Annotated in this window: 26 protein-coding genes; 20 read left to right on the forward strand and 6 right to left on the reverse strand. The window is 54.6% G+C overall.

Annotated elements, in window-relative coordinates:
* The first annotated feature begins 4 nt into the window (after positions 1–4).
* Complete coding sequence (locus KI379_RS06995) at positions 5–787, forward strand: DeoR/GlpR family DNA-binding transcription regulator (RefSeq protein WP_212983167.1); 783 nt, start codon at positions 5–7, stop codon at positions 785–787.
* 208 nt (positions 788–995) lie between these two features.
* On the opposite strand, the gene fsa is transcribed toward KI379_RS06995, so the two are convergent.
* Positions 996–1670 (reverse strand): fructose-6-phosphate aldolase, encoded by a 675-nt coding sequence (fsa, locus tag KI379_RS07000; protein ID WP_076168422.1) that lies wholly within the window; start codon positions 1668–1670, stop codon positions 996–998.
* A 166-nt stretch (positions 1671–1836) separates the two neighbouring features.
* On the opposite strand from fsa, the gene KI379_RS07005 reads away from it, so the two are divergent.
* A complete protein-coding gene (locus KI379_RS07005; protein WP_076168420.1) occupies positions 1837–2484 on the forward strand; it encodes a helix-turn-helix transcriptional regulator in 648 nt (215 codons plus the stop codon).
* A 99-nt stretch (positions 2485–2583) separates the two neighbouring features.
* On the opposite strand, the gene KI379_RS07010 is transcribed toward KI379_RS07005, so the two are convergent.
* Together KI379_RS07010 and KI379_RS07015 are read right to left on the reverse strand one after the other, a co-directional pair.
* Positions 2584–4461, reverse strand: a complete 1878-nt coding sequence (locus KI379_RS07010; RefSeq protein WP_212983168.1) for an LTA synthase family protein — start codon at positions 4459–4461, stop codon at positions 2584–2586.
* A 115-nt stretch (positions 4462–4576) separates the two neighbouring features.
* The gene (locus tag KI379_RS07015; RefSeq protein ID WP_076168416.1) at positions 4577–5179 is read right to left on the reverse strand and encodes a TetR/AcrR family transcriptional regulator; all 603 of its coding nucleotides are present in this window, start codon (positions 5177–5179) and stop codon (positions 4577–4579) included.
* A gap of 219 nt (positions 5180–5398) precedes the next feature.
* Between KI379_RS07015 and KI379_RS07020 the strand changes: the two genes are divergently transcribed.
* The 11 genes from KI379_RS07020 (at position 5399) to KI379_RS07070 (ending at position 14553) form a co-directional block, all read left to right on the forward strand.
* Positions 5399–6286, forward strand: coding sequence for an ABC transporter ATP-binding protein (locus KI379_RS07020; protein WP_076168414.1), 888 nt, complete (start codon positions 5399–5401; stop codon positions 6284–6286).
* Positions 6283–7095 (forward strand): ABC transporter permease subunit, encoded by an 813-nt coding sequence (locus KI379_RS07025; RefSeq protein WP_212983169.1) that lies wholly within the window; start codon positions 6283–6285, stop codon positions 7093–7095. Before KI379_RS07020 ends, KI379_RS07025 begins: the two co-directional genes overlap by 4 nt.
* A gap of 59 nt (positions 7096–7154) precedes the next feature.
* Entirely contained in the window at positions 7155–7901 is a 747-nt protein-coding gene (locus KI379_RS07030) for a nucleotidyltransferase family protein (protein WP_212983170.1), read from the forward strand.
* Positions 7902–7956: 55 nt separating this feature from the next.
* Complete coding sequence (locus tag KI379_RS07035) at positions 7957–8703, forward strand: GNAT family N-acetyltransferase (RefSeq protein WP_212983171.1); 747 nt, start codon at positions 7957–7959, stop codon at positions 8701–8703.
* Between the two features lie 105 nt (positions 8704–8808).
* The gene (locus KI379_RS07040; protein WP_212983172.1) at positions 8809–9282 is read left to right on the forward strand and encodes a DinB family protein; all 474 of its coding nucleotides are present in this window, start codon (positions 8809–8811) and stop codon (positions 9280–9282) included.
* 250 nt (positions 9283–9532) lie between these two features.
* A complete protein-coding gene (locus KI379_RS07045; RefSeq protein WP_212983173.1) occupies positions 9533–10483 on the forward strand; it encodes a GNAT family N-acetyltransferase in 951 nt (316 codons plus the stop codon).
* 334 nt (positions 10484–10817) lie between these two features.
* A complete protein-coding gene (locus KI379_RS07050) occupies positions 10818–11735 on the forward strand; it encodes an EamA family transporter (RefSeq protein ID WP_076169570.1) in 918 nt (305 codons plus the stop codon).
* Positions 11736–11960: 225 nt separating this feature from the next.
* A complete protein-coding gene (locus KI379_RS07055) occupies positions 11961–12485 on the forward strand; it encodes a GNAT family N-acetyltransferase (protein WP_089546495.1) in 525 nt (174 codons plus the stop codon).
* Positions 12486–12512: 27 nt separating this feature from the next.
* Positions 12513–12950, forward strand: coding sequence for a hypothetical protein (locus KI379_RS07060; protein ID WP_212983174.1), 438 nt, complete (start codon positions 12513–12515; stop codon positions 12948–12950).
* A complete protein-coding gene (locus KI379_RS07065; protein ID WP_212983175.1) occupies positions 12943–13623 on the forward strand; it encodes an HAD family hydrolase in 681 nt (226 codons plus the stop codon). The genes KI379_RS07060 and KI379_RS07065 overlap by 8 nt, the downstream gene beginning before the upstream one ends.
* Before the next feature lie 27 nt (positions 13624–13650).
* Positions 13651–14553: a GNAT family N-acetyltransferase gene (locus KI379_RS07070; protein ID WP_212983176.1), complete on the forward strand. Its 903-nt coding sequence runs from the start codon at positions 13651–13653 to the stop codon at positions 14551–14553.
* On the opposite strand, the gene KI379_RS07075 is transcribed toward KI379_RS07070, so the two are convergent.
* Entirely contained in the window at positions 14554–14751 is a 198-nt protein-coding gene (locus tag KI379_RS07075; RefSeq protein ID WP_076168395.1) for a hypothetical protein, read from the reverse strand.
* Positions 14752–14863: 112 nt separating this feature from the next.
* On the opposite strand from KI379_RS07075, the gene rpiA reads away from it, so the two are divergent.
* Genes rpiA through KI379_RS07095 form a run of 4 tightly spaced genes read left to right on the forward strand, consistent with a single transcriptional unit; the run spans position 14864 to position 16742 of the window.
* Positions 14864–15544, forward strand: a complete 681-nt coding sequence (gene rpiA, locus KI379_RS07080) for a ribose-5-phosphate isomerase RpiA (protein WP_208837080.1) — start codon at positions 14864–14866, stop codon at positions 15542–15544.
* Between the two features lie 14 nt (positions 15545–15558).
* Positions 15559–16023: a VanZ family protein gene (locus KI379_RS07085; RefSeq protein WP_212983177.1), complete on the forward strand. Its 465-nt coding sequence runs from the start codon at positions 15559–15561 to the stop codon at positions 16021–16023.
* Between the two features lie 57 nt (positions 16024–16080).
* The gene (locus KI379_RS07090) at positions 16081–16548 is read left to right on the forward strand and encodes a MarR family winged helix-turn-helix transcriptional regulator (protein ID WP_076168391.1); all 468 of its coding nucleotides are present in this window, start codon (positions 16081–16083) and stop codon (positions 16546–16548) included.
* Positions 16545–16742, forward strand: a complete 198-nt coding sequence (locus KI379_RS07095) for a YwbE family protein (protein WP_076168389.1) — start codon at positions 16545–16547, stop codon at positions 16740–16742. The genes KI379_RS07090 and KI379_RS07095 overlap by 4 nt, the downstream gene beginning before the upstream one ends.
* Before the next feature lie 115 nt (positions 16743–16857).
* Here KI379_RS07095 and KI379_RS07100 read toward each other — a convergent pair whose 3' ends face one another.
* Together KI379_RS07100 and KI379_RS07105 are read right to left on the reverse strand one after the other, a co-directional pair.
* Positions 16858–17157: a hypothetical protein gene (locus KI379_RS07100; RefSeq protein WP_105443693.1), complete on the reverse strand. Its 300-nt coding sequence runs from the start codon at positions 17155–17157 to the stop codon at positions 16858–16860.
* A gap of 101 nt (positions 17158–17258) precedes the next feature.
* Positions 17259–18107: a helix-turn-helix transcriptional regulator gene (locus KI379_RS07105; protein ID WP_076168387.1), complete on the reverse strand. Its 849-nt coding sequence runs from the start codon at positions 18105–18107 to the stop codon at positions 17259–17261.
* 238 nt (positions 18108–18345) lie between these two features.
* On the opposite strand from KI379_RS07105, the gene fabF reads away from it, so the two are divergent.
* From fabF to KI379_RS07120, 3 genes are all read left to right on the forward strand, one after another.
* Positions 18346–19584, forward strand: a complete 1239-nt coding sequence (gene fabF / locus KI379_RS07110) for a beta-ketoacyl-ACP synthase II (protein WP_212983178.1) — start codon at positions 18346–18348, stop codon at positions 19582–19584.
* 130 nt (positions 19585–19714) lie between these two features.
* Entirely contained in the window at positions 19715–20161 is a 447-nt protein-coding gene (locus tag KI379_RS07115) for a double zinc ribbon domain-containing protein (RefSeq protein ID WP_212983179.1), read from the forward strand.
* 105 nt (positions 20162–20266) lie between these two features.
* A complete protein-coding gene (locus KI379_RS07120; protein WP_212983180.1) occupies positions 20267–20983 on the forward strand; it encodes a class I SAM-dependent methyltransferase in 717 nt (238 codons plus the stop codon).
* Positions 20984–21169: the final 186 nt, after the last annotated feature.

Here is a 21169-nt window from a genome sequence, read left to right on the forward strand (position 1 = left end):
AGCTATGTTAGTTGCGGAACGTTATGATACCATCGTGCGGCTGGTTAATGAGCGGGGCAGCATCCGGGTGTCGGAGCTGAGCGAGCTGTGCGGCGTGACCGAAGAGACGATCCGCCGCGATCTGGACCGGCTGGAGCAGCAGGGCAAGCTGCGGCGGAGCCACGGCGGCGCCGTCAGCGTCAAGGAGACCCAGGCGGAGACCCCGTATTTCGAGCGGGAGGTCATCCATCAGGACGAGAAGAGGCGGATTGCTGAAGAGGCGGTGCGGCGGATCGAGCCGCGGGACCGCATCGCCCTGGATGCCAGCTCGACAGCGTGGTATATGGCTTCGATCCTGCCGGACATTCCTTTGACCGTGGTTACCAATTCCATCAAGGTTGCCCTGGAGCTGTCCTCCAAGGAGAAGATCGAGGTCATATCGACGGGCGGCATGCTGGCAGCCCATTCCTTGTCTTACGTCGGCCCGCTCGCCGAACGCGGCCTGGAATCCTATTATGTGGATAAGGCGTTTATTTCCTGCAAAGGCGTGCATTTGGACCGCGGAATCAGCGAATCCAACGAGCTGCAGGCGATGGTCAAGCACCGGATGATCCGGCAGGCGAAGACGGTGTATATCCTGGCCGACGCGAGCAAAATCGGCGTGCAGGCGTTCACCCATCTGGCCGATTGGGCCGAGGTGGACGTGCTTATCACCGACGGCCATGTTGACGAGAAGGACGCATTGCTGCTCCGGGAGAAATCGATCGAGCTGATCATTGCAGGGCAGACAGATAGCGCTGCAGGATAGTCCGTACCACCGCCCGATCACCAATAGGAGCAGTAAGAACCCTCCCGCAGTGCTGGCTTCCAGCGATTGCGGGAGGGTTTGATTTTGATAAAGAAAAAAGAAGCAGCTGAAATAATGGCGGCGAAAATTTCATAAGACTCCTACGTTAAAAGCAGCCCTGCCGGGAAACTCCCAGCCGGGCTGCTTTTATAAGTGTGCTGTTCGAACGTTACTCGCCGGCCTTCGCCTGGCTTTTGGCCGCTTGCGGCACTTTCTCCCAGTCGGCAAGGAAACGCTCGATCCCGCTGTCGGTCAGCGGATGCTTCCACAGAGACGGCAGCAGCGAGCCCGGAATGGTCGCGATGTGGGCGCCGGCGATGGCCGCGTCCTCAACATGCTTGATGTTGCGGATGCTGGCCGCGATGATTTCGGACGTCATGCCGTAGTTTTCGAGGATTTGCTTCAGCTCGCGAATCAGCTTCATGCCCTCGACCCCGATATCGTCCAGGCGTCCGACGAACGGGCTGACGTACGTAGCCCCGGCCTTGGCGGCCATCAGGCCCTGTGCGGCGGAAAAGATCAGCGTCACATTCGTTTTAATGCCCTTTTTGGTCAGCTCATGACATGCATACAATCCGTCTTCGGTCATCGGCACCTTGATGACGACGTTTGGCGCCCATTCGGCAATCTCGTACGCTTCTTTCAGCATGTCCTCGGCTTTGGTGCCGATGACTTCGGCGCTGACCGGGCCGGAGACGATGCTGCAAATCTCCTGAATGACCTCTTTGAAGTCCCGGCCTTCTTTGGCGATCAGGGAAGGGTTGGTCGTTACCCCGTCCACCAGTCCCAGGCGGGAGATCCGTTTGATTTCGTCGATGTTGCCCGTATCCAGGAAAAACTTCATATCACTGATTCCTCCTTCGGTTATGAAAAGATATGGCTATCGGTTAAAATAAAATTTATAATAGTGTGTATCATAACTGATTTATGACACAATAATTATTTAAACCATGCTGCCCGTGATATAACAATGAAATTGCAGCTTCAGGTGATTTTTCTCAAAGGAGAGGATTCCCATTCAACTAACTCCGAGACAGCTGGATATCGTGGAACTTGTGCGGGAGCATGCGCCCGTTACAGGCGATCAGATCGCTGAGATGATCGGCCTCAGCCGCCCGACCCTGCGCGCGGACCTGTCCCTGCTCACGATGCTGGGCTTGATCAGCGCCAAGCCAAAGGTGGGGTATTTTCCCGCCGAAACGCCAAGCTCCCAAGGTGAGTTTGAACAAAGATTGCAGCAAATATACGTGAAGGATATATACAGCACTCCCGTGACCATCTCCGAGCATGCGACGGCCTATGATGCCGTAGTGCAGCTGCTGTGTGAGAATACGGGCACGCTGATGGTGACCGGAGAGTCCGGTGAGCTGAAAGGGGTCGTCTCCCGCAAAGACGTGCTGAAGCTGACGATGGGGCATGCGGATTTGAGCACGATTCCCGTCGGTCTGGCGATGACCCGCCGGGCGCACATGGCGGCCCTGACGCCTGAGGAGACCGTGCTGGATGCGGCCGACAAGCTGGTGAAGCATCAGGTGAACTGCCTGCCGGTCGTTTCCGGCGAGGGAGACAGCATGATGGTCGGCCGGGTCACCAAAACGGATATTTTGCGCGTATTGATCGATCTCGCGGGTAAAGGCGGTTCGCCCGCCCCGAATTAACGGGTCTCTTGAACACATAACTACAAGACACAACAACTAAAAAAGCCGGCTGCTCCCATCCCGTATGGAATGGAAGCAGCCGGCTTTTGCCATGGGCCGTTACCGTCTTGGAAGCAGCCTTACGTATTCGTCCGACAGCTTCATCAGGTTCAAAATATAGTCGTAATCCTTCCGGTATTTCGAGAAGTCGGCGACAGGCTGCATCGTTTTCAGGGAGATGGCGGTGCCATCCTCAAAGCTTTTGCCCGGCACAAACAAAATGTCATTGTTGAAGAAGGAGCCTGTCGGCAGATAATACCGCATACCGACGACGTTCTTGTCGATGTTGAGCAAGTCGTGGCCAAATGTGGTAAAATGCTTGTCCTTGAGCGAAATGCCCAGCAGGTTCGCCAGCGTCGGCATGATGTCGAGCTGACCGCCGACCTGGTCGACGACCTTGCCCTGTTTGCCAGGAATATGCATGATCAGCGGGATGTTGAAGCGGGTAATCCGCTGGTCATAGGTGATGCCGAGCGCCTGCTTGATGACCGCCGGATCGTTGTCCTGCGGCTGAAGCCCGAAATGGTCGCCGTAAATGACGAGCACGGTATCGTCCCACATGCCTTTTGCTTTCAGACCGTCGATCAGGGTACCGATTGCATAGTCCGTGTAATTCACAGCCGTCAGGTAGTCCCCCAACTGGGTTCCCTGGATGGAATCGGGGACCTTGATTTTTTTGCGGTCCTCCGGCACCTTGAACGGAAAATGGCTGGAAGCCGTGACGAACTGGGCGTAAAACGGCTTGCCCTGCTCATGCAGCTCGGACAGCTTGTCCAGACCGACCCGGTACAGCTCCTCATCCGAAGCGCCAAAATCGTTGAAGTGATCGTTTTTGTACGACTTTTTGTCGTAATAATTCGTAAAGTTCAGCGCCGGGTAAAGCTGGTCTCGGTCCCAGAATTTCACGTCGTTAACGTGAAACGTATCGGCCGTGTAACCGAGCTGCCCGAGCAGACGTGGCATGCTCGGGAGCTCCCGGTCGCCGAAGCCGCTCGACATCGCAACGGTGCCGGTCGGGTAGATCGACGTATTGCTCATAAATTCGGCGTCTGACGTATTGCCTTGCCCGATCTGCTGGAAGACATGCGGAAAGTACAGGCCGCCGTCAGCCAGTTGGTTCAGCACGGGGGTCAGTTCCTGGCCGCCCGTCGACAAATGGATCGGGAAGTTCTGGAACGCCTCCATTTGAATGACGATGACGTTTTTGCCTTTGGCAGCTCCAAACATCGCCGGTTTGTCTTGTGCAGTCCTACTTGCGTACGGGTATGACTGCTCGGCCTGGCTGACCTTTTGCACGGTCTCGTCCAGATTGCCGGAGGCGATCATGCTGTTCTCCTCGCTGGCGCGGATCCCGGCAGCGACCTGGTAATCCAGGAAGCCGAGATGCTCTGCCTGCATCAGCTCATTGGTGATGGAGCGGTCCGCATGAATGTACAGCGCCGAGACGATCAGGCCGATGACGCCGAGGGCTGCCGGCCAAATTTTACGAAGCCGCGTGCGCAGCGAAATCCGGAGCGGTACCCAGCGGCCGATCAGCCACAAGAGCGCGACGATCACGACGTCGGCAAAAAATAAATAGTTCTCCGTTTCGATCGTTGACTGAACGCTTTCCTTGATCTGCAGCACCTGCTTCAGCTCGGACAGCGCCGTATAGGTCGGCACCGAATTGAAATGCTGAAAATACAGCGCCGAGGCAAACATGAGAATCGAGAAAATGGCGTTAAAAATCCAATAGACCCATCCCTTCGCTTTCGCGGGGGTAATCAGCTCAATGATGCACAGCAGCACCAGCAGCGCAGCGGCGTCAGCGGTGATCCGGCTCCACAGAATATCATGGAAGAAAAAGTACCGGAGGAGCAGCAGCTTGAGCAGCAGGACGACGAAAACGGCGATAAAGGGCGTCTTCGGTCTGGAATAAGTGGAACGGAAGTCGATCATACCTGCTCCTTTCTGTTTCATTACAGTGTTCGTTGGTATTTACAAGTATAGTCATGTTAAACCCGATTTTACATACCGCGAACACTAAATTAACACAAAAAGGGCGCGCTGTTAATCATTTTTGGTATTGCGGACCACAAATACCATAAAAGAACACATGAATCATATCCTCTGTAAACGCCTCGGGATCCTCACTCTGATTGACCAGATCCAGCATTTTTTCGTACTGCTCCGTCATCATGCCTACATAAAGAAGCACCATTTGGACGGACACTTTTTCTGAAATTTCTCCGCGCTGCTTGCCCTTCTGCACAAAATTGGTGATCAAGGGAATGGCACGTTCCTCATACTGCTGCTGGATAAACCGGTTGATTTCCGGGTCGGCTTCGATCAGCTGCTTGAGTGCGGATGGGGTGAAGGGCAGTTTTAACCGGCTTTTTTGAAAAATAATGTATTCGATTTTTTCCTTCAGCGGCGCATCGCCCGTCAGCACGCGCTCATACTCCTCCATCAGCATGGCGACAAATTCCTTAAACACTTCGCGGAGCAGCGCTTCTTTGCTGCCAAAATAGTTGTAAATGGTGACCTGCGACACTTCCGCCTTGGCTGCGATATCCTTAATGCGGATTTGCCGGGGTTCCCATTCGCCCAGCATTTCCAATACCGTTTGTTTGATCTTTTGTTTAATCTGCACTGCCCGCTTCTCAAATCCATTCATTTCTTTCGAACCATCCTAACTATTTTAAAATAGGTCATCGGCTTGATCGAATGAACGAAGAATATCGGTTCTCGCCGGTTCGATCCAATTAATGAAATTATACCACAAAAATATTTCATAAAATGTATTGACGATGGAAAGCGGCAGGCGTATGATCCGATTATGAAATATCGGAACAAGAATATTTCATAAATTTAAATATGCATTGGAGGCGCTGGCATGCTGAGCGTTGAACATGTAACTAAAATTTTTCCGAACGGGAGAGGCATCCGGGACGTGACCTTTTCGGTCCGCCGCGGCGAGGTGTTCGGTTTTCTGGGACCGAATGGAGCCGGCAAATCGACGACGATCCGGCATATCATGGGCTTTTTGAAGCCGGATCAAGGCTCCGTAAAGGTATGCGGCTGCGACACGTGGAAGGAACAGGGACGGTTTCAAAAATATATCGGCTACCTTCCCGGCGAAATCGCGTTTATCGAGGGGATGACCGGCAAAGCGTTTCTGGATTTTATGGCAGGCATGCAGGGCGGCGTCGATCCGGTTTGGCGCGACGAGCTCATCCGCCGGCTGCAGTTTGACGTCCGGACGCCGATCCGGAAAATGTCCAAGGGAATGAAGCAGAAGGTCGGGATCGTTGCCGCCTTCATGCACCGGCCGGAGGTCATTATCCTGGATGAGCCGACGTCAGGGCTGGATCCGCTCATGCAAAAAGTGTTCATCGAGCTCGTGCTGGAGGAGAAGGCAAGGGGGACGACCTTCCTGATGTCCTCGCATAATTTTCCGGAAATCGAACGGACCTGCGATAGGGCAGCGATCATCAAGGACGGCGTGATTATTGCGGTCAAGGATATCCATGAGCTGCAGTCGATGCAGCGCAAGCTGTTCGAAGTGACGTTTGAGACGGAGCAGGAGCTGGACGATTTCATGAAATGCGGCCTGATGATCGATTCCCGGGAAGGAAACCGCGTGCGGGTGGCCGTTCAGGGCGACGTGGACCGGTTTATCCGCGAAACCGCCCGCTTTCACGTCCGCAATATCGATGTGTTCACGCAGAACCTGGAGGACATTTTTATGGATTATTACGATCGGGAGGGTCAAACGCCATGAATATGCCGCTGTACAGACAAATGCTTGCGATTAACCTCAAAATGTTCATGAATTATGCCGTCGGATCGGCCTTTTATATATTGTTGATGTTTTGGATTTATCCGGGAATCGCCAAAAACAGCAGCAGCTTGAATTCGCTGATCGATGGGATGCCGGAGGGCTTGGGCAAGGCGTTCGGCCTGGAAAACGGCTTCAGCAGCATCGGCACGTTTATATCCGGTGAGTATTACGGCCTGTTGTATCTGCTGATTCTGTCCATCTTCTGCATTCTCGTATCCACGCAGCTGATCGCCAAGCTTGTCGACCAGGGCTCGATGGCGTACCTGTTGTCGGCGCCCACCACCCGCACGAAGGTAGCCCTGACCCAGGCGGCCGTGCTGCTCTCCGGGCTGGTGCTGATTTGCGCGGTCACGACACTGGCCGGGTTTGCCGGGTACGCCTGGTTTATCGGGGATCTGGGGGATTTCGACGGCACCGGCTTTGTGCTGCTGAATGCAGGCGCCCTGCTGCTGTTCTTTTGCATCGGAGGCATTTCTTACTTGATTTCCGCCTGCTGCAATGACGAGAAGCGGGCGCTGACGCTCTCGGGCGTGATCATCATCGGATTTTTCAGCCTGAACCTGATCGGCAAAATCAGCGGGCAGCTCAGCTGGATGCGGCATATTTCGGTCTTTTCCTTATTTGATCCCGGCGAGATCGTCGGCAAAACGGCGGATTGGCCGGTGTCTATCGCGGTTCTGGCCGGCCTGGGCGCGGTAGCCTTCGCCGCCGGCATGATTATTTTCCGGAAAAGAAGCCTGCCGCTGTAAATCAAGCTATACTAGGGGGAGCAGGTATACCGATCAAGAGACCGATCAAGGAGGTCACGATGAAAGCACTCATATTGGCGGCTGGCTACGCCACGAGGCTGTACCCGCTGACGCGGGATGTGCCCAAAGCCCTGCTCCCCCTCGGGCCCGGCACCATTCTCGATCATATCGTCCGCAAAGTGGAGCGGGTCAGCGGCATTTCGGAAATCGTACTGGTCAGCAACCACAGGTTTGCCTCCGCGTTTCGGGGATGGGCTGAGTCGCGCGAATGTAGCGTACCGGTGCGCGTGCTCGACGATGGTTCCACACATGAAGGGAACCGGCTCGGAGCGGTCGGCGACATGGCGTTTGCCGTAAAGGAAATGGGAATGGAAGAAGACCTTCTGGTTATGGCCGGGGACAACGTGTTTACGTTCGATCTGCAGGAGTATGTTGACTTTTATTACAAACGGCGGCGCGACTGCATCCTCGTTCAGCGGATGGAGCGCAAGGAGGACTTGCAGCGGGTCGGCGTCGTCCAGCTTGATGAGGGGGACACCGTCCTGTCTTTCGAGGAAAAGCCGGTGCATCCCCGGACGAATCTCGGCGTGCTCGCCGTGTACATTTACCGCAAAGACACGCTTCCTCTCATTGACGAATATCTGAATGAAGGGAATCAGCCGGATGCCCCGGGATATTTCCCTGAGTGGCTGTGCCAGCGCAAGGAGATGGCCGCATACCGGGCACGGGGAACGAGTTATGACATCGGGACGCCGGAGGCTTACCGAAAGGTGACGGAGAATTATACAACTCTGTTTGGGAATTGAATATTTATGAGTATACATGTATATTTATTCCAATGATGCTGAAGGAGCGATATACATGTATAAATTTTTGGAGGAAATCACGATCAACACGTGGCCGGCCAAGTATTCCGCTCAGATGAACGGTTGGCTGGTCCGCTATGCAGACGGATACACGAAGCGGGCGAATTCGGTCAGTCCGATTTACCTGAACCCGGGCTGCGATGTGGAAGGCAGCATCGCAGCCGCCGAACGGTTTTACAGGGATGCCGGTCAGCCGGTCATTTTCAAGATGACTCCTTATGTTATGCCGTCCGATCTGGATGAACGTCTCGCCGGGCGGGGATATGTTCAGGTGGACCTATCCAGCGTGTGGATTCTGGATCTTCAGCGAGAAACGGCACCGGCGGCTGACCCCGGGCTTCATGTCGTGTTCCGGGACAGGCTGGATACCGGCTGGCTCGAGCAAATGTCCCTCATGAACGGAATACCGGGCAACGGACAATCGGTCCTGGCGCACACGCTGGCCTCCACTCCGCTCAAGCAGGGATTTTTCCTGTTACAGCAAGGGTGTGAGACGGTAGCCGCCGGACTCGGCGTCATTCAAGAGGGATGGCTGGGCCTGTACGATATCGTGACACATCCTGATTTCCGGGAGCGGGGGTTTGGATTCCAGCTGATCCAGCGCATGCTGGCATGGGGCCGGGAGCAGGGCGCGCATTCGTCGTTTCTTCAGGTCGTTCAGGCCAATGAGGCGGCATGCCGGTTATACGACAAGCTTGGTTATCGCCATGTTTACTCTTATTGGTACAGAGTGCTTAAATAATGGAATTGGGCGAATGTTTGTTCTTGTTTCAAATGCCATTCCCGGGTATCATAGAGTGGCATGGCCAGCGCCATGACAGATTGACTTGGATTGGGAGAGATGAGGATGAACGACATGCCGGAGAAACTTGCGCCGATGTGCGAACTGATCGATGGGGTGAAGGCACTGGCGGATATTCCGGAAGATCAGTGGACGGGAGCGATTGCCGAAGGCAAGTGGTCGCCGCAGGAAATCATCGGGCACATGATGCTGTGGGACAAGCATTTCCTGGAGCACGCGATCCGGCCGATGGCGGCCAAAGAACCGATGGATATGCCAAAGGTGGAGCTTGACGAATTCAACCGGAAAGCGGCCGCGTATGCGCGCAGCCAAGGACGCCAGGAGCTGATCGATCAGACGGTGCACTGGCGGGAGCAGATCATCGGAGAGCTGAAGCGGATACCTGAAGAAGAGTATGCCACCGAATACAGTACCGGAAGCGGCAAGCTGTCCGTAGACGAGTATCTGGCCGATTTTTACTGGCATGACCGCCATCATATGGATCAGATCCACCATTACATAGCAAATGGACACAAATAGAACAGCTCTCCTAACAAGAGGACCGTAACGAAGTAAAAATTACTTCGGGCGGTCTTTTTTTAATCAACCTATATTGGGTAGGAAGAGGAGAAACGTGATGAGCAGCATCATGAATGAGAAGGTCTAAAAATACAGCATGGGGTAACGTTTAAGCTCCGGGGAATTTCTCCGGGCTGATCTGGCATGAAATCGGATGACCGGACCGTAGACTAATAGAAAATCTATCTGTCTGAGCCCAAGGAGGTCTGGCATGAACAGAGAGGACCGGCTGGAAGCAAGCCCACATGGGGAAACGCCTGAATCCGTAAGTATTCGCGAAGCCGAGCCGGCAGAATGGGAGTGGTACCTGCGCATATATGATAAACAGATGGCTGCAGGGATCAAGCTGCCGCTTCATACCGATTCATTTCTGCCTGCGGGCTTCATGCCTTATTGGCTGAAAAAAAACGGAAAGGTGATCGGCGGTACTGCTCTTTCGGGCAGTGCGATCCGGGATTTGTTCACGATTCCTCCCCATCAGGTGGATCACCGATTCATCCTTGCTGTCGTCGAGGCGATCCGGGAGACGGAAGCAGGAGGGGGAACGCGTACGATCCGCGCCTATGAAGTCTTTGCGGATCAGGAAGATGCCTATATGCGGGCAGGCTTTTTCCCGGCACCCCATAGGCATCGCTGGATGCAGCGGCCAACGGCCGAATATGATTCCCACGGAAACGGCGGATCAGCTTTTCAATCCATAGAAATCCAACATGAGGGCGGAGAACGCAGGCTCGTGCTTGAACGGGAGATCGGATTGTTTTTGTTCAAGCATGCATGGCATGAAGAGGGCAGTAAGCTGGAGGAAGCTTCTTTTGCTGACGTGCTGTCCAAGCTCAGGCTCGTTGCTGCGCATATGACAGAGGAAACAACAACGGCTTCAAGCCTGTTGTATGATACGTCGACCCGCGCATTGATCGGTGTCTGTATCATTGGGATGCTGGCGGGCTGTCCCACGATTCAGGAGCTCACCGTCATGAAGGCTTACAGAGGCCGTGGGCTGGCGACCCAGATGGTGCAAAAAGCGCTGACGATGTTAAAAAAACAGGGGCTGCCGCTGCTGCGGATTCGTGCCATGCATGGACACCCCCATGAGTCCTTGTGCTTTCAACTTGGATTTATGCCTGGTCCTCTGTTTATTTCGACCATGACCATGTTTGGTTGAGAAGCCGCAACCAGCGCATCTGGAAGCAAAGCATGGGGAACTGGGAAGGAGCGTCCGGCATATTTTCCATAACTTGATCGGGCCATCTGCTTTATCCTGCTACCGTAACTCATTGACGCTCACAGCATAATGATTTAGAATTTCTTTTCGAAAGGTTCAGTTCAACATTTCTACATCAAGTTCGTGCAGCATCCGCTTTTAAACTCCGATTCGTTCGCGAGTGGCGAAATTTTAACGAAGACTTCGTAGTGTCATCGGTTTCGTTCGCCCCCTGTCCTAACCGACAGGGGGCTTTTGGTTGTTGCGCGGGTACTGGCATCAGGAGGTTATCCATTTGAACAAGCTCAAATACTCGCTGCTCATACTGATCGGTGCATGCAGCTACGGCGTGCTTTCCTCCATTATGAAGGTCGGCATGAAGGAAGGTTTTACAGTCAGCCAAATGCTTGGCGGCCAATATATTTTCGGTTGGTCATTGCTGCTGGTGCTGATGCTTATTTTTTCCCGTAAAAAGATTGCGCCCAAGCAGTGGCTTGCATTGCTGGCGGTCGGAATTACCATGAGCGGCACGTCGGTCTTTTACGGCAAGGCCGTTGAGCGGCTGCCCGCATCGATTGCCGTTGTGCTGCTGTTCCAGTTCACATGGATCGGCGTATTAATGGAAGCTGCCGCGGATCGTCGCATTCCAAGCCGCAGCAAGATCATTTCGATCGTGATTTTGATCCTGGGGACGCTGCTCGCTGGAGGCGTCATCGGCGAAAGTACCGGACCGCTGGACACTAGAGGCGTCATATACGGTCTGCTGTCCGCTTTTACGTTTGCGCTATATATGTTTGTCAGCGGACGCGTCGGAACGACGGTTCCTGCCTTTAATAAAAGCTTCTTCATGACCACGGGCTCGGGCGTCATCGTATTGTCCGTCTTTTCTCCCGCCTTTTTGTGGGATGGGGCTTTAGTCGCCGGATTATGGAAATACGGTCTGATTCTTGGCATTCTAGGCATCTTGATCCCGGTGCTCTTTTTCGCGATCGGTATGCCGAAGGTGGGATCCGGCACGGGGGCGATCCTGGGAGCTGCAGAATTGCCTGCGGCGGTCGTCGCTTCCGTCCTGCTGGTTCACGAGCATGTGAGCAGTCTGCAGTGGCTCGGGATCGTGCTTATTTTCATCGGCATTGCCATCCCGCAAATCCGCTTTTCAAGGAAGCAAAGCCCGCCGATGTATGAACGACCGGAAAGCGCCGCACATCTTTAGCTTTTTGACGGGCCGCGAGATTAAGCATTACGGTACAGGGTAATGTAAACATGTAGACATCTCTTCTTATTTTAGCCTCGGCGCGTAGCCGCAGGCTGTTTTTTTTGTATAATGGAATCAGTGAGAAGGGGGTTGATTTGCAATTATTCATGCAATGACTGCATTTTCTGTTTAGGGTAATCAAAGAAAGCTTCGATTTCATTAAAAATATGGAGGTCATTTCTTATGATTATCAGACAAATGCATGTGAACGAGGCGGACAAGATCCGCCAAATCGACCGGTCCGAACAGATCGACCGGATTTACAAAATGAACGGCGGGCAGCTTGAAACCGTTCCGATGGGACATGAATGTCCGACCTGGGATGAGGAACACACAGATGAAATGGTCAACCGATTCCGGCATGAGCTGGAGCAGGGAGGCACGGCATACGGGGCGTTCGACGGCGAAGTGCTCGCCGGCTTTGGCGTGCTCGGACACCGGTTTAGAGGCCGCAACCAAGACCAGCTGCAAGTGGATCTGATGTATGTCAGCCGGCCATACCGGAGACAAGGGCTGGCTACCCGGATCATGAACGAGCTGAGCCGCGTGGCCAAGGAGCGCGGAGCGAGCTATTTATACATATCCTCGACGGAAACGGAATCGGCGGTCGGCTTCTACCGTGCCAACGGCGGAAACCTCACCGAGGAAGTGGATGAGGAGCTGTATCAGCAGGAGCCGGAAGACATTCATATGCTCAAGAAGCTGTAAGACAGAGGAAATAGAGGTGAACGGGCAGTGTTCGTGTATTTTGCATTCGGAGTAGGTATTCTCATCATGATCGGGGCGGGCGTGCTCGCTTGGAAAAATTCCAAAATCATCGCGGAACAGAAGAAGCAGCCTGGCCCCAGTCCGATTCACTACACCTATACGGTGCAGGTGACAAGCCGCTTAGATGAAGAGGAGAACAGCCGCTTCACCCCGATTTATCGAATTTCGTATGAGGATTCTCAAGGAACGATGTATGCGTACTTAAGCAGGGTAACCGGTGAAAGGGAGCTGAAGCTGTCCGAAGCAGCCGGCATCATGGAGACTAAGCTGGCGGACGTGCTCGCGAAGGGCCGGCTCAAGACGGCGTCTCCTGTCATGGAAGCGGTCATCGGCGAAGAGGAGAAGGAGGCTGTCGCCCGTTTGGACCACAAGTTAAATGCGTCAGGGGGGCTGGTCAGTGGATGACTTGACAAAGCGGCCGATTCGGGCGGTGTTGTTTGATTTCGACGGCACGCTGGCGGATACGCTGCCCTTGTCTTTTTACGCGTTTCAGGAAGTATTCCGCAAGTATACCGCGAAGGAGTACAGCAACGAAGAGATCATGGCCTGGTTTGGACCGACAGAGGAAGGCATTATCAGCCAGGTTTTGAAATCTCACGAGTCACTGCCGGAAGCTATTGACGACTACTATCGGATCTACGACGCATATCACGACCGGATGCTCTCGCTTTCGGAAGAAATCCGCGGCATGCTGAACCGGCTGCAGGACATGTCCATTCCGATGGGCATCATCACAGGCAAAAGCCGCAGATCGCTCGACATTTCTTCGGCAAAGCTCGCTATGGGGTCTTATTTCACCGTAGGCTTTGCCGGGGATGAGCTTACCCGTCCCAAGCCGGATCGGGAAGGCATCGACCGGGCGTTGACCGTGCTCGGCGTAATGCCGGAAGATACGCTGTTTATCGGGGACAGCAACGCCGATATGGCAGCCGGGCGGGCGGCAGGCACCCGGATCGGCGGTGCAATGTGGTTTGAAACGATTCAGAGCAGCAATCTTCTTCCGGCTCCCGATTATCGGTTCACCTCACCGCTTCAAGTGGCGGAGCTGATCGGCAGATTAAATCAGGGCAAAGGATAAAATCAAGTGGCGAAGGAGGGAAGGCGAATGCACGTCGTTCAATTTCAGGATCCGGAAGCATTTTTGGAGCATACGGAGCCGGTGCTGCTTGAGAATGAACTGCTGAACAATTTTCCGCTTGGCATTCTGTACCGGTTGGTAAGCACGATGAAAGAAGAAGGCGGCATTCCGCGGCATGGGGAGGGAAGCAGCCGGCTGTTTCTGGCGACGGTTCAAAGCGGAGAGCAGCCCCTGCTCATACTCATCCAGACGCTGTCGCATCTGATTCTGTACGCAAGCGGTGAGGTCGGCGGCTCGGATCAGCTTCGGGCTTGCTGCAGCGAGGCGGTGGACTATATCATCCGTCAGGGTGAGGTATCCCAGATCCCCAGCATTATTGGGTTAACGTCAACCGCTCAAGTGTTTGCGGAGGTGTGGCGCGACAAGACCGGCATTTCCTACCATGTCGGAATGAATCAGCGGATATACCGCTGTACGAATGTTAACCCTATTTCTGAAAGCGGAGGACAGTTGAGGGAAGCGGGACCTGACGATATACCGCTCATTACGAATTGGGTGCTGGAATTCAGCCGCGAAGCGCTGGAGCCGATCCCGCAGGAGGACGCCGAGCGGATTGCCAGAAGGGGAGTCAGCTTGTCTTCCCTCTATATTTGGGATGATGGGGGACCGGTCTCCATGGTCCAAAAATCGCGCCCGACCCAACGCGGTATCGTGGTCACGCTGGTTTACACGCCTCCTGAGCTGCGCGGCAGGGGTTATGCAAGCTCATCCGTAGCCGAACTGACCCGGCGGCTCCTAAGCAGTGATTACGAGTTCACCTGCCTGTACACGGATCTCAGCAATCCGGTGTCCAACCATATTTACATGAATATCGGCTACGAGCCGGCGGCGGATTCCATCGTGTATGTATTCGACCGGACGGGCGAATAGTTACATATGATAGCTGCCTGTGGGTTCGTTTAAGACCCATTCCAGCATGGTCAGCATGTCTTCGATGCGGAGCAGCTGGGCAGACAGCGAAGCGTGGACCGGCGTGTCCGGTTCAGCCGATTCGATGCGGGAGAGCAGCGACTTTTTTTGCATCAGCAGTTCGTTCATTTTGGATTTAACCTGGTTTTCGGTTCTCATTGTTATACCTCCATGTGCAGTTGTTGCGGTACCATGATGATTATACCAGTCTTGAAGGGCAGGTCCATAACCGAATCGGCCCGTCCACTATACCAAGGAGATGATGAGGAAGATGAATCTGAAGAAAATGGCTGCGGAAAAAGCAGTTGAATACGTTGAGGACGGCATGCGTGTCGGTCTGGGGACAGGCTCTACCGCTTACTGGGCGATCAAGAGAATCGGTGAACGCGTCAGGGAAGGGATGACGATACAGGCCGTGGCGACCTCCAAGGCTTCGGAGAAGCTGGCGGCCGAAGAAGGGATTCCGCTGTTGCCTTTTCACCAATTGGACGGGCTGGACCTGACTATTGACGGTGCAGACGAAGTCAATCCGGAACTGAGCCTGATTAAAGGCGGGGGCGGAGCGCTGCTGCGGGAAAAAATCGTTGCCTACCACAGCAAGCAGCTGATCATTATTGCCGATGAGCACAAAGTAGTGAATACGCTGGGCGCATTTCCCCTCCCGGTGGAGATCATCCCGTTTGCGCATGAATGGACGCTGGGATCGCTGGAGAAGCTCGGATGCAGCCCGCAGCTGCGCACCGATAACGACCAGCTGTACGTCACCGACAACGGGAACTATATCGCCGATTGCCGCTTCGGGGAGATTGCCGACCCTGCAAAGCTGCATCAGCAGCTGTTATACATTCCGGGCGTGGTGGACAACGGGTTGTTCATTGGAATGGCGGACCGGGCGGTCATCGCCGGCAGCGACGGAACGGTGAAAATCATGGAGCGTCCGTTAAACCGGTAGGTCAGGCGCATTTCATGAAACAACCGGTATTGTCCGCTGCACGGCGAAATCTGCTGACCGTGTTGATCGTCGTTTATACGCTTCTTCTCCTCTATTGGATGTTCCTGGGGTTCGGACGGAGCCCGGGTTCATCCTTTCATTATAATGTGATTCCTTTGCGGACGATCCGGCTGTACATTCAGTATGGCTGGACCATGTCCCCGAAAATATGGATCATCAATTTGTTCGGCAATATGGCGGTGTTCGTCCCTTTCGGCCTCCTGCTGCCGCAGCTGATCCGGAAGCTGCAGTCGTGGCTTGTGCTTACGGCCGTCTTCGTTCCGTCCATCCTGGTCGTGGAATGGGCGCAGATGCTGCTGCGGGTCGGCAGCTTTGACGTGGATGACGTGATCCTGAATACGGCGGGCGTGTGGATCGGATGGTTGATCTCCAGCATTTGGCGGGAACGGATCGGCATAAAAAGAGGAACAAAGGTTTGACATCATCGCGTCTTTCGATTATCTTAGCATTAAGATAGCGCGTTTGGAGGTTTTTACATGGCTGGTAAAACTAGCAACGATGAATTGTCCCTGGATTTATTTATTGTCCTTGCCCGCGCCTATAATTCAGTAGTTGCCCACTCCATTCGTGATATTCAAAGCCACGGTTTGAATTCAACGGAATTTGGAGTCCTGGATCTGCTGTATCACAAAGGGCCCCAACCACTGCAAAAAATCGGGGAGAAGGTATTGATATCCAGCGGGAACATTACGTACGTGGCGGATAAGCTGCAGAAAAAGAATCTGCTTGTCCGCAAGGCGTCGCCGGACGACCGACGGGTCATATTTGCAGATCTGACGGATGAGGGGAGAGCATTCTTCCAAAGTATTTTTCCTCAGCATCAGCAGGTTCTGGTCCGCGCGGTGGAAGATCTGGACAGCGAAGAGAAGATGCAGGCGATTCAGCTTCTGCGCAAGCTCGGATTGTCGGCAGAGCGGAAATTCAAGGAGAGTGGGGCTATATGAACGGACAGCTTCGCGCAAACATCAGGCCCGGACTCGAGGTCGATATCGTACTGAAGCAGGACCAGCGTACAGGCAAAAGAACACGCGGCATCGTGAAGGATATCCTGACCAATTCCGCCCAGCATCCGCACGGCATTAAGGTCAGGCTGACGGACGGGCAGGTCGGCCGGGTGCAGGAAATCATCACGCCATAAAGTGTTAGGAACGGAACAATTTTGGCAGTCGTGCTGAAGCATGAAAAACAGCCGCTGCCCGCCGGAAGGGCGGGAGCGGCTGTTTTTCTTTTTGTATTGGTGACCCCTCGGGCGGTCACAGATGAAACCGTTCAACCTGATCCCACTGCTTTTCTTTGCGCAAAATTTCGCGCTGTTTTGGCCCGATCAGGTCAAAATGGGGAAAAGGAGAGCGGTTGTGTATATATTTCGGTGAAAGTCCGTGGCTGACGCACCAGCCGGCGAGCCGGTCCAAATCCGAGCAGCCGACCTTGGTCACCGTCGTCATCCCGGGAAAACGCGGGTCCAGCCAGTAGTGCGTCAAATACGCGATTTCTCCCCGGCTGACCGCCTCCTTCCACCGGTTCAGTTCAATGCGGTTAATTCCAAAAGCCATCCTGTATTCATCCCCATCTATTTCGTCATTCGTCTTCGGATATGATTCGTACGTCTTCGCACATTTCCAGTTATTCCGCCTAGCAAATTCCTGCTTGCCGATTAAGCGTCTGCCGTACGCTGCATCAGACGCTTCAGCTTGGTTTCGGTCGGAGATCCGGCGCATGGCGTATAGATGCTGCAGCGCAAATCGCTTCCGCCCTGTACTTGCAGCGACGTTAAATCGAACAGCATCTTTCCGGCTTTGGCATGCCTGAACTCAATCAGTACCTCCGGCGCCGAGCTGACCTGGCTCTGTTTCCACAGCGTCAGGAATTCGGGATCGGTATTCTCCATTTCCCGCAGAAACTGCTCATACCATTCGTCATCGACGTACTGCCCGTAATACGCGCGAAAAATCGACAAAAACCCCATAATAAAATGCTCCCAGTTAACCGCCAGCCTCCGCATCTCTTTGCGGGTAAACAGAAGGCGAATCAGGTTCCGCTCCTCGGGCGGAATCTGGGTAAAGTCGAGAAACACGTGCGCGGCCGCTTCATTCCAGCCGACAATCTGGAAACGCCGGTCGGAGATGATCGTTGGACAGTAGTGGAGCTCGTCCACGATTTTTTGCAGCGCCGGACTGATCTGCGGGTGCTCCTGCTGAATCGGGGCGGCAGCGGAGCCGCTCTCCAGGGCGAGCGAAAACAAATATTTCCGCTCGTCCGCTGTCAGCCGGAGCGCGGACGCGACGCAGTCAAGCACTGAGGCGGACACTTTGATGTCCCGTCCCTGTTCAAGCCAAGTATACCAGGTGCTGCTGACCCCGGCGAGCTGTGCCACTTCTTCCCGCCGGAGTCCGGGCGTCCGCCGGCGGGTGCCCTGCGGAAGTCCGACCGTTTCCGGCTGCAGCTTGGCCCGCTGGTTTTTCAGAAAAGCGGAAAGCGCATTAAGCCTTGCCTGCTGGTTCATCTGTTCTTGCACCTCTTTCAAAGTTAAGACCCATTTGCAGGTCTAGATTGAGTTCTATTTGCAGATCTGTTTGCACATCCAATGATAAGTTCCATCGTAGGTTCCGCTGCCATCCGGGTGTTTCTTATGATGGTGTTCATTATGATGGTGTTGCTTATACTAGGATAAACTATAACTTGTAATAGGATAAATGCTATGGAAAAATGATATCATAATTTGAGTTTGGGAGGAATACCAGATGGAAAAGGTTGTCGTTACAGGAATGGGGCTTGTTTCACCGTTGGGCAGCACGGTGCCCGGCTTTTGGAATGCCATGATCCGAGGCGAGTCGGGAATATCCCGGATCGATGCGTTTGATACGTCGCACATGAAGGCTTCCGTCGCCGGCATCGTGCGGGACTTTGATGCGGAGGCGAGGTTTGGCCGCAAGGAAGCCCGGCGGATGGACCGTTTCTGCCAGTTTGCGCTGGCGGCGGCCGAGGACGCGCTCAAGGATGCGGAACTGGACATGGACCGCCTGGATAAGGAGCGGACGGGTGTGTACGTCGGCTCCGGTATCGGAGGCATTGGGTCATTGATGGAGCAGGGGGACGTTCTTCGTTCCCGGGGACCGGAACGGGTCAGCCCGCTGCTCGTCCCGATGATCATCTCGAATATGGCCGCGGCGACGATCAGCATCCGGTTCGGCTTCACCGGACCTACGATGTCGCCGGTTACGGCGTGCTCGATCGGCAATACAAGCATCGGAGAGGCGTTCCGGCTGATCCGCTCGGGCGGTGCGGACGTCATGATTGCCGGCGGCGCGGAAGCGGCCATTTCCGAAATTTCGATGGCGAGCTTCGGCAATGCTACGGCCCTGTCGGCATGGGACGGGGATCCGAAGCTGGCAAGCCGCCCGTTCGATGCGGGCCGCGACGGGTTCGTTATGGGCGAAGGCGCGGGCATCCTGGTGCTGGAGTCGTTATCCCACGCCCGCAGCCGGAACGCCCGCATATATGCGGAGGTAGCCGGATATGGGGCGACTTCGGATGCCTATCATATTGTCGCTTCCCATCCGGAAGGCATCGGAGCCTACAACGCGATGAGGCTTGCTCTTCAGGAAGCCGCCGTCCGTCCGGAGGACATCGATGTGGTCAGTGCTCATGCCACGAGTACGGAAGTCGGGGACAAGTCCGAGACGCAGGCCATCAAGCGCTTGTTCGGCGAGGCGGCTTACCGTGTGCCGGTGACGGCGAACAAATCGATGCTCGGACATATGTTTGGAGCTTCCGGTGGCGCTCAGGCCATCGCTTTGGTACAGATGCTGCTGGAAGGCGTGATACCACCGACGATCAATCTGCGGGAAGCGGACCCGGATTGCGACCTGGATTATGTTCCGAATACCGCGCGCAGTGCGGAAGTCAAAATCGGCATGTCCAATTCCTTCGGTTTTGGCGGTCATAACGCCGTCATCGTTTTGAAGCGATTCGAAGCGTAACCAGGAGCGTACCCCTTCCCCCGGGCTTCTCTTTGGCGGCCAATCCCTCGAGTCCCGGTCGTCTGGACCGATATGGTATGATGGGGATATCTATTCATAGTCAGAAACCCATAACTGGAGGGGATGAGAATTGGCCGTCAAAATTTGTCCGAAGTGCGGGGAATCCAATCCGGAGCAGGCGTGGACCTGCGTACGCTGCGGCAGTTCCCTGCAGAATGCCGAAGTGGCCGGAACTCCGGATGCCGACAAAAGGGCGGGCATATCGCTCGGACGCGATGAGAAAATCTGCCCTGCATGTGGTGAACAGCTCGAGCCGGGGGCGAGAAAGTGCAAGTTTTGCGGGACGACGATCTATAAGAAGCCCGCTGCACCGATTTATGATGAACCGAATGAAGATCCGTTTAGACCAAGCGCGGTGTCGATCATTTTGCTGATTCTGGCGACGGTGGTGTTTCCTCCGGCCGGTCTCATTATAGGCGGGGTGGCCGTCGTTCTCGGCGATCCGGATAAACGGATCACCGGGCAGCTTTTAATGGTTCTCGGGCTGATTGTGATTGCGGTGAAGTACTTTTTTTAATGAGTCGCCATCATTTTCTAGAATAAATTCGGCTGCCAGCCTGGTCGGGGGCTCCTGCCTTGGGTATATCTTAAGTAGAAGCTTGTTAACTTAGGAGGCTGGCCGATGAACAAAGAACATTTTGAAGCAGCAAGGGCTTCGGAAGCGGAGTACCATCAGCGCTTTTACGAAGATAACGATCTGTTTGAACAGGGTACCTGGATGGCTCAGCCGGGAGCGGTCGTCATGGAAATGCTGGAGCGGCTGCTCCAGCATCGCGAGGATGCGCAGGTGCTGGATCTCGGCTGCGGCGTCGGCCGCAACACGATTCCGGTCGCCGAGCGGTTGCGCGGAACCCGGAGCCGGGTGGTCGGGGTGGATCTATTGGAGGATGCCGCTGCCAAGCTTATGGAAAACGCAGTGGAATTCGGTGTACAGGAGCTGGTTGAATCTGTGGCCGCCGATGTGGAGCATTACGCGATCGAGGCGAATGCCTACGATTACATCATTGCGTGCTCGGCACTGGAGCATACGTCATCACGTGACGCCCTGGAACGGGTGCTGGACCGGATGAAGCGCGGGACGCGGACCGGCGGAATCCACTGTATCACCGTGAGCACGGACGTAGAGGAAGTTGACCGGGTAACCGGAGAAGTTCGGAAGGGATTAATCGAGACCAATTTGGCGCAGCAGGAAGCTATGGCTCTGCTTCAGCAGCATTACCGGGATTGGAACATCCTGATCGAACGGGCGGTACCGCAGAGCATCGAGGAAGTGAAGGATGGGCGCAGCATCGATTTTCGCTGTTCCCTGATCACGTTTGCCGCACAGAAGATCCGATAAAACCGATGTGCGTGCAGCTGCAGCCCTCCTAAGACGCTTAACTGTCTGATCAAGATATGAGATCTATCAAACCTTTGCCCCATGACAGCCAGCGGCTGACGGGGCTTTTTTTGCTCCAAATACGCTAGGGTTGGAAACGCGATGTCATGGAGACGTCAGGAGGAGTTCTGCTTGCTCCAGGGCCAC

Origin of the sequence: Paenibacillus cineris (assembly GCF_018333335.1) — a bacterium.
GTDB lineage: Bacteria > Bacillota > Bacilli > Paenibacillales > Paenibacillaceae > Paenibacillus_AQ > Paenibacillus_AQ favisporus.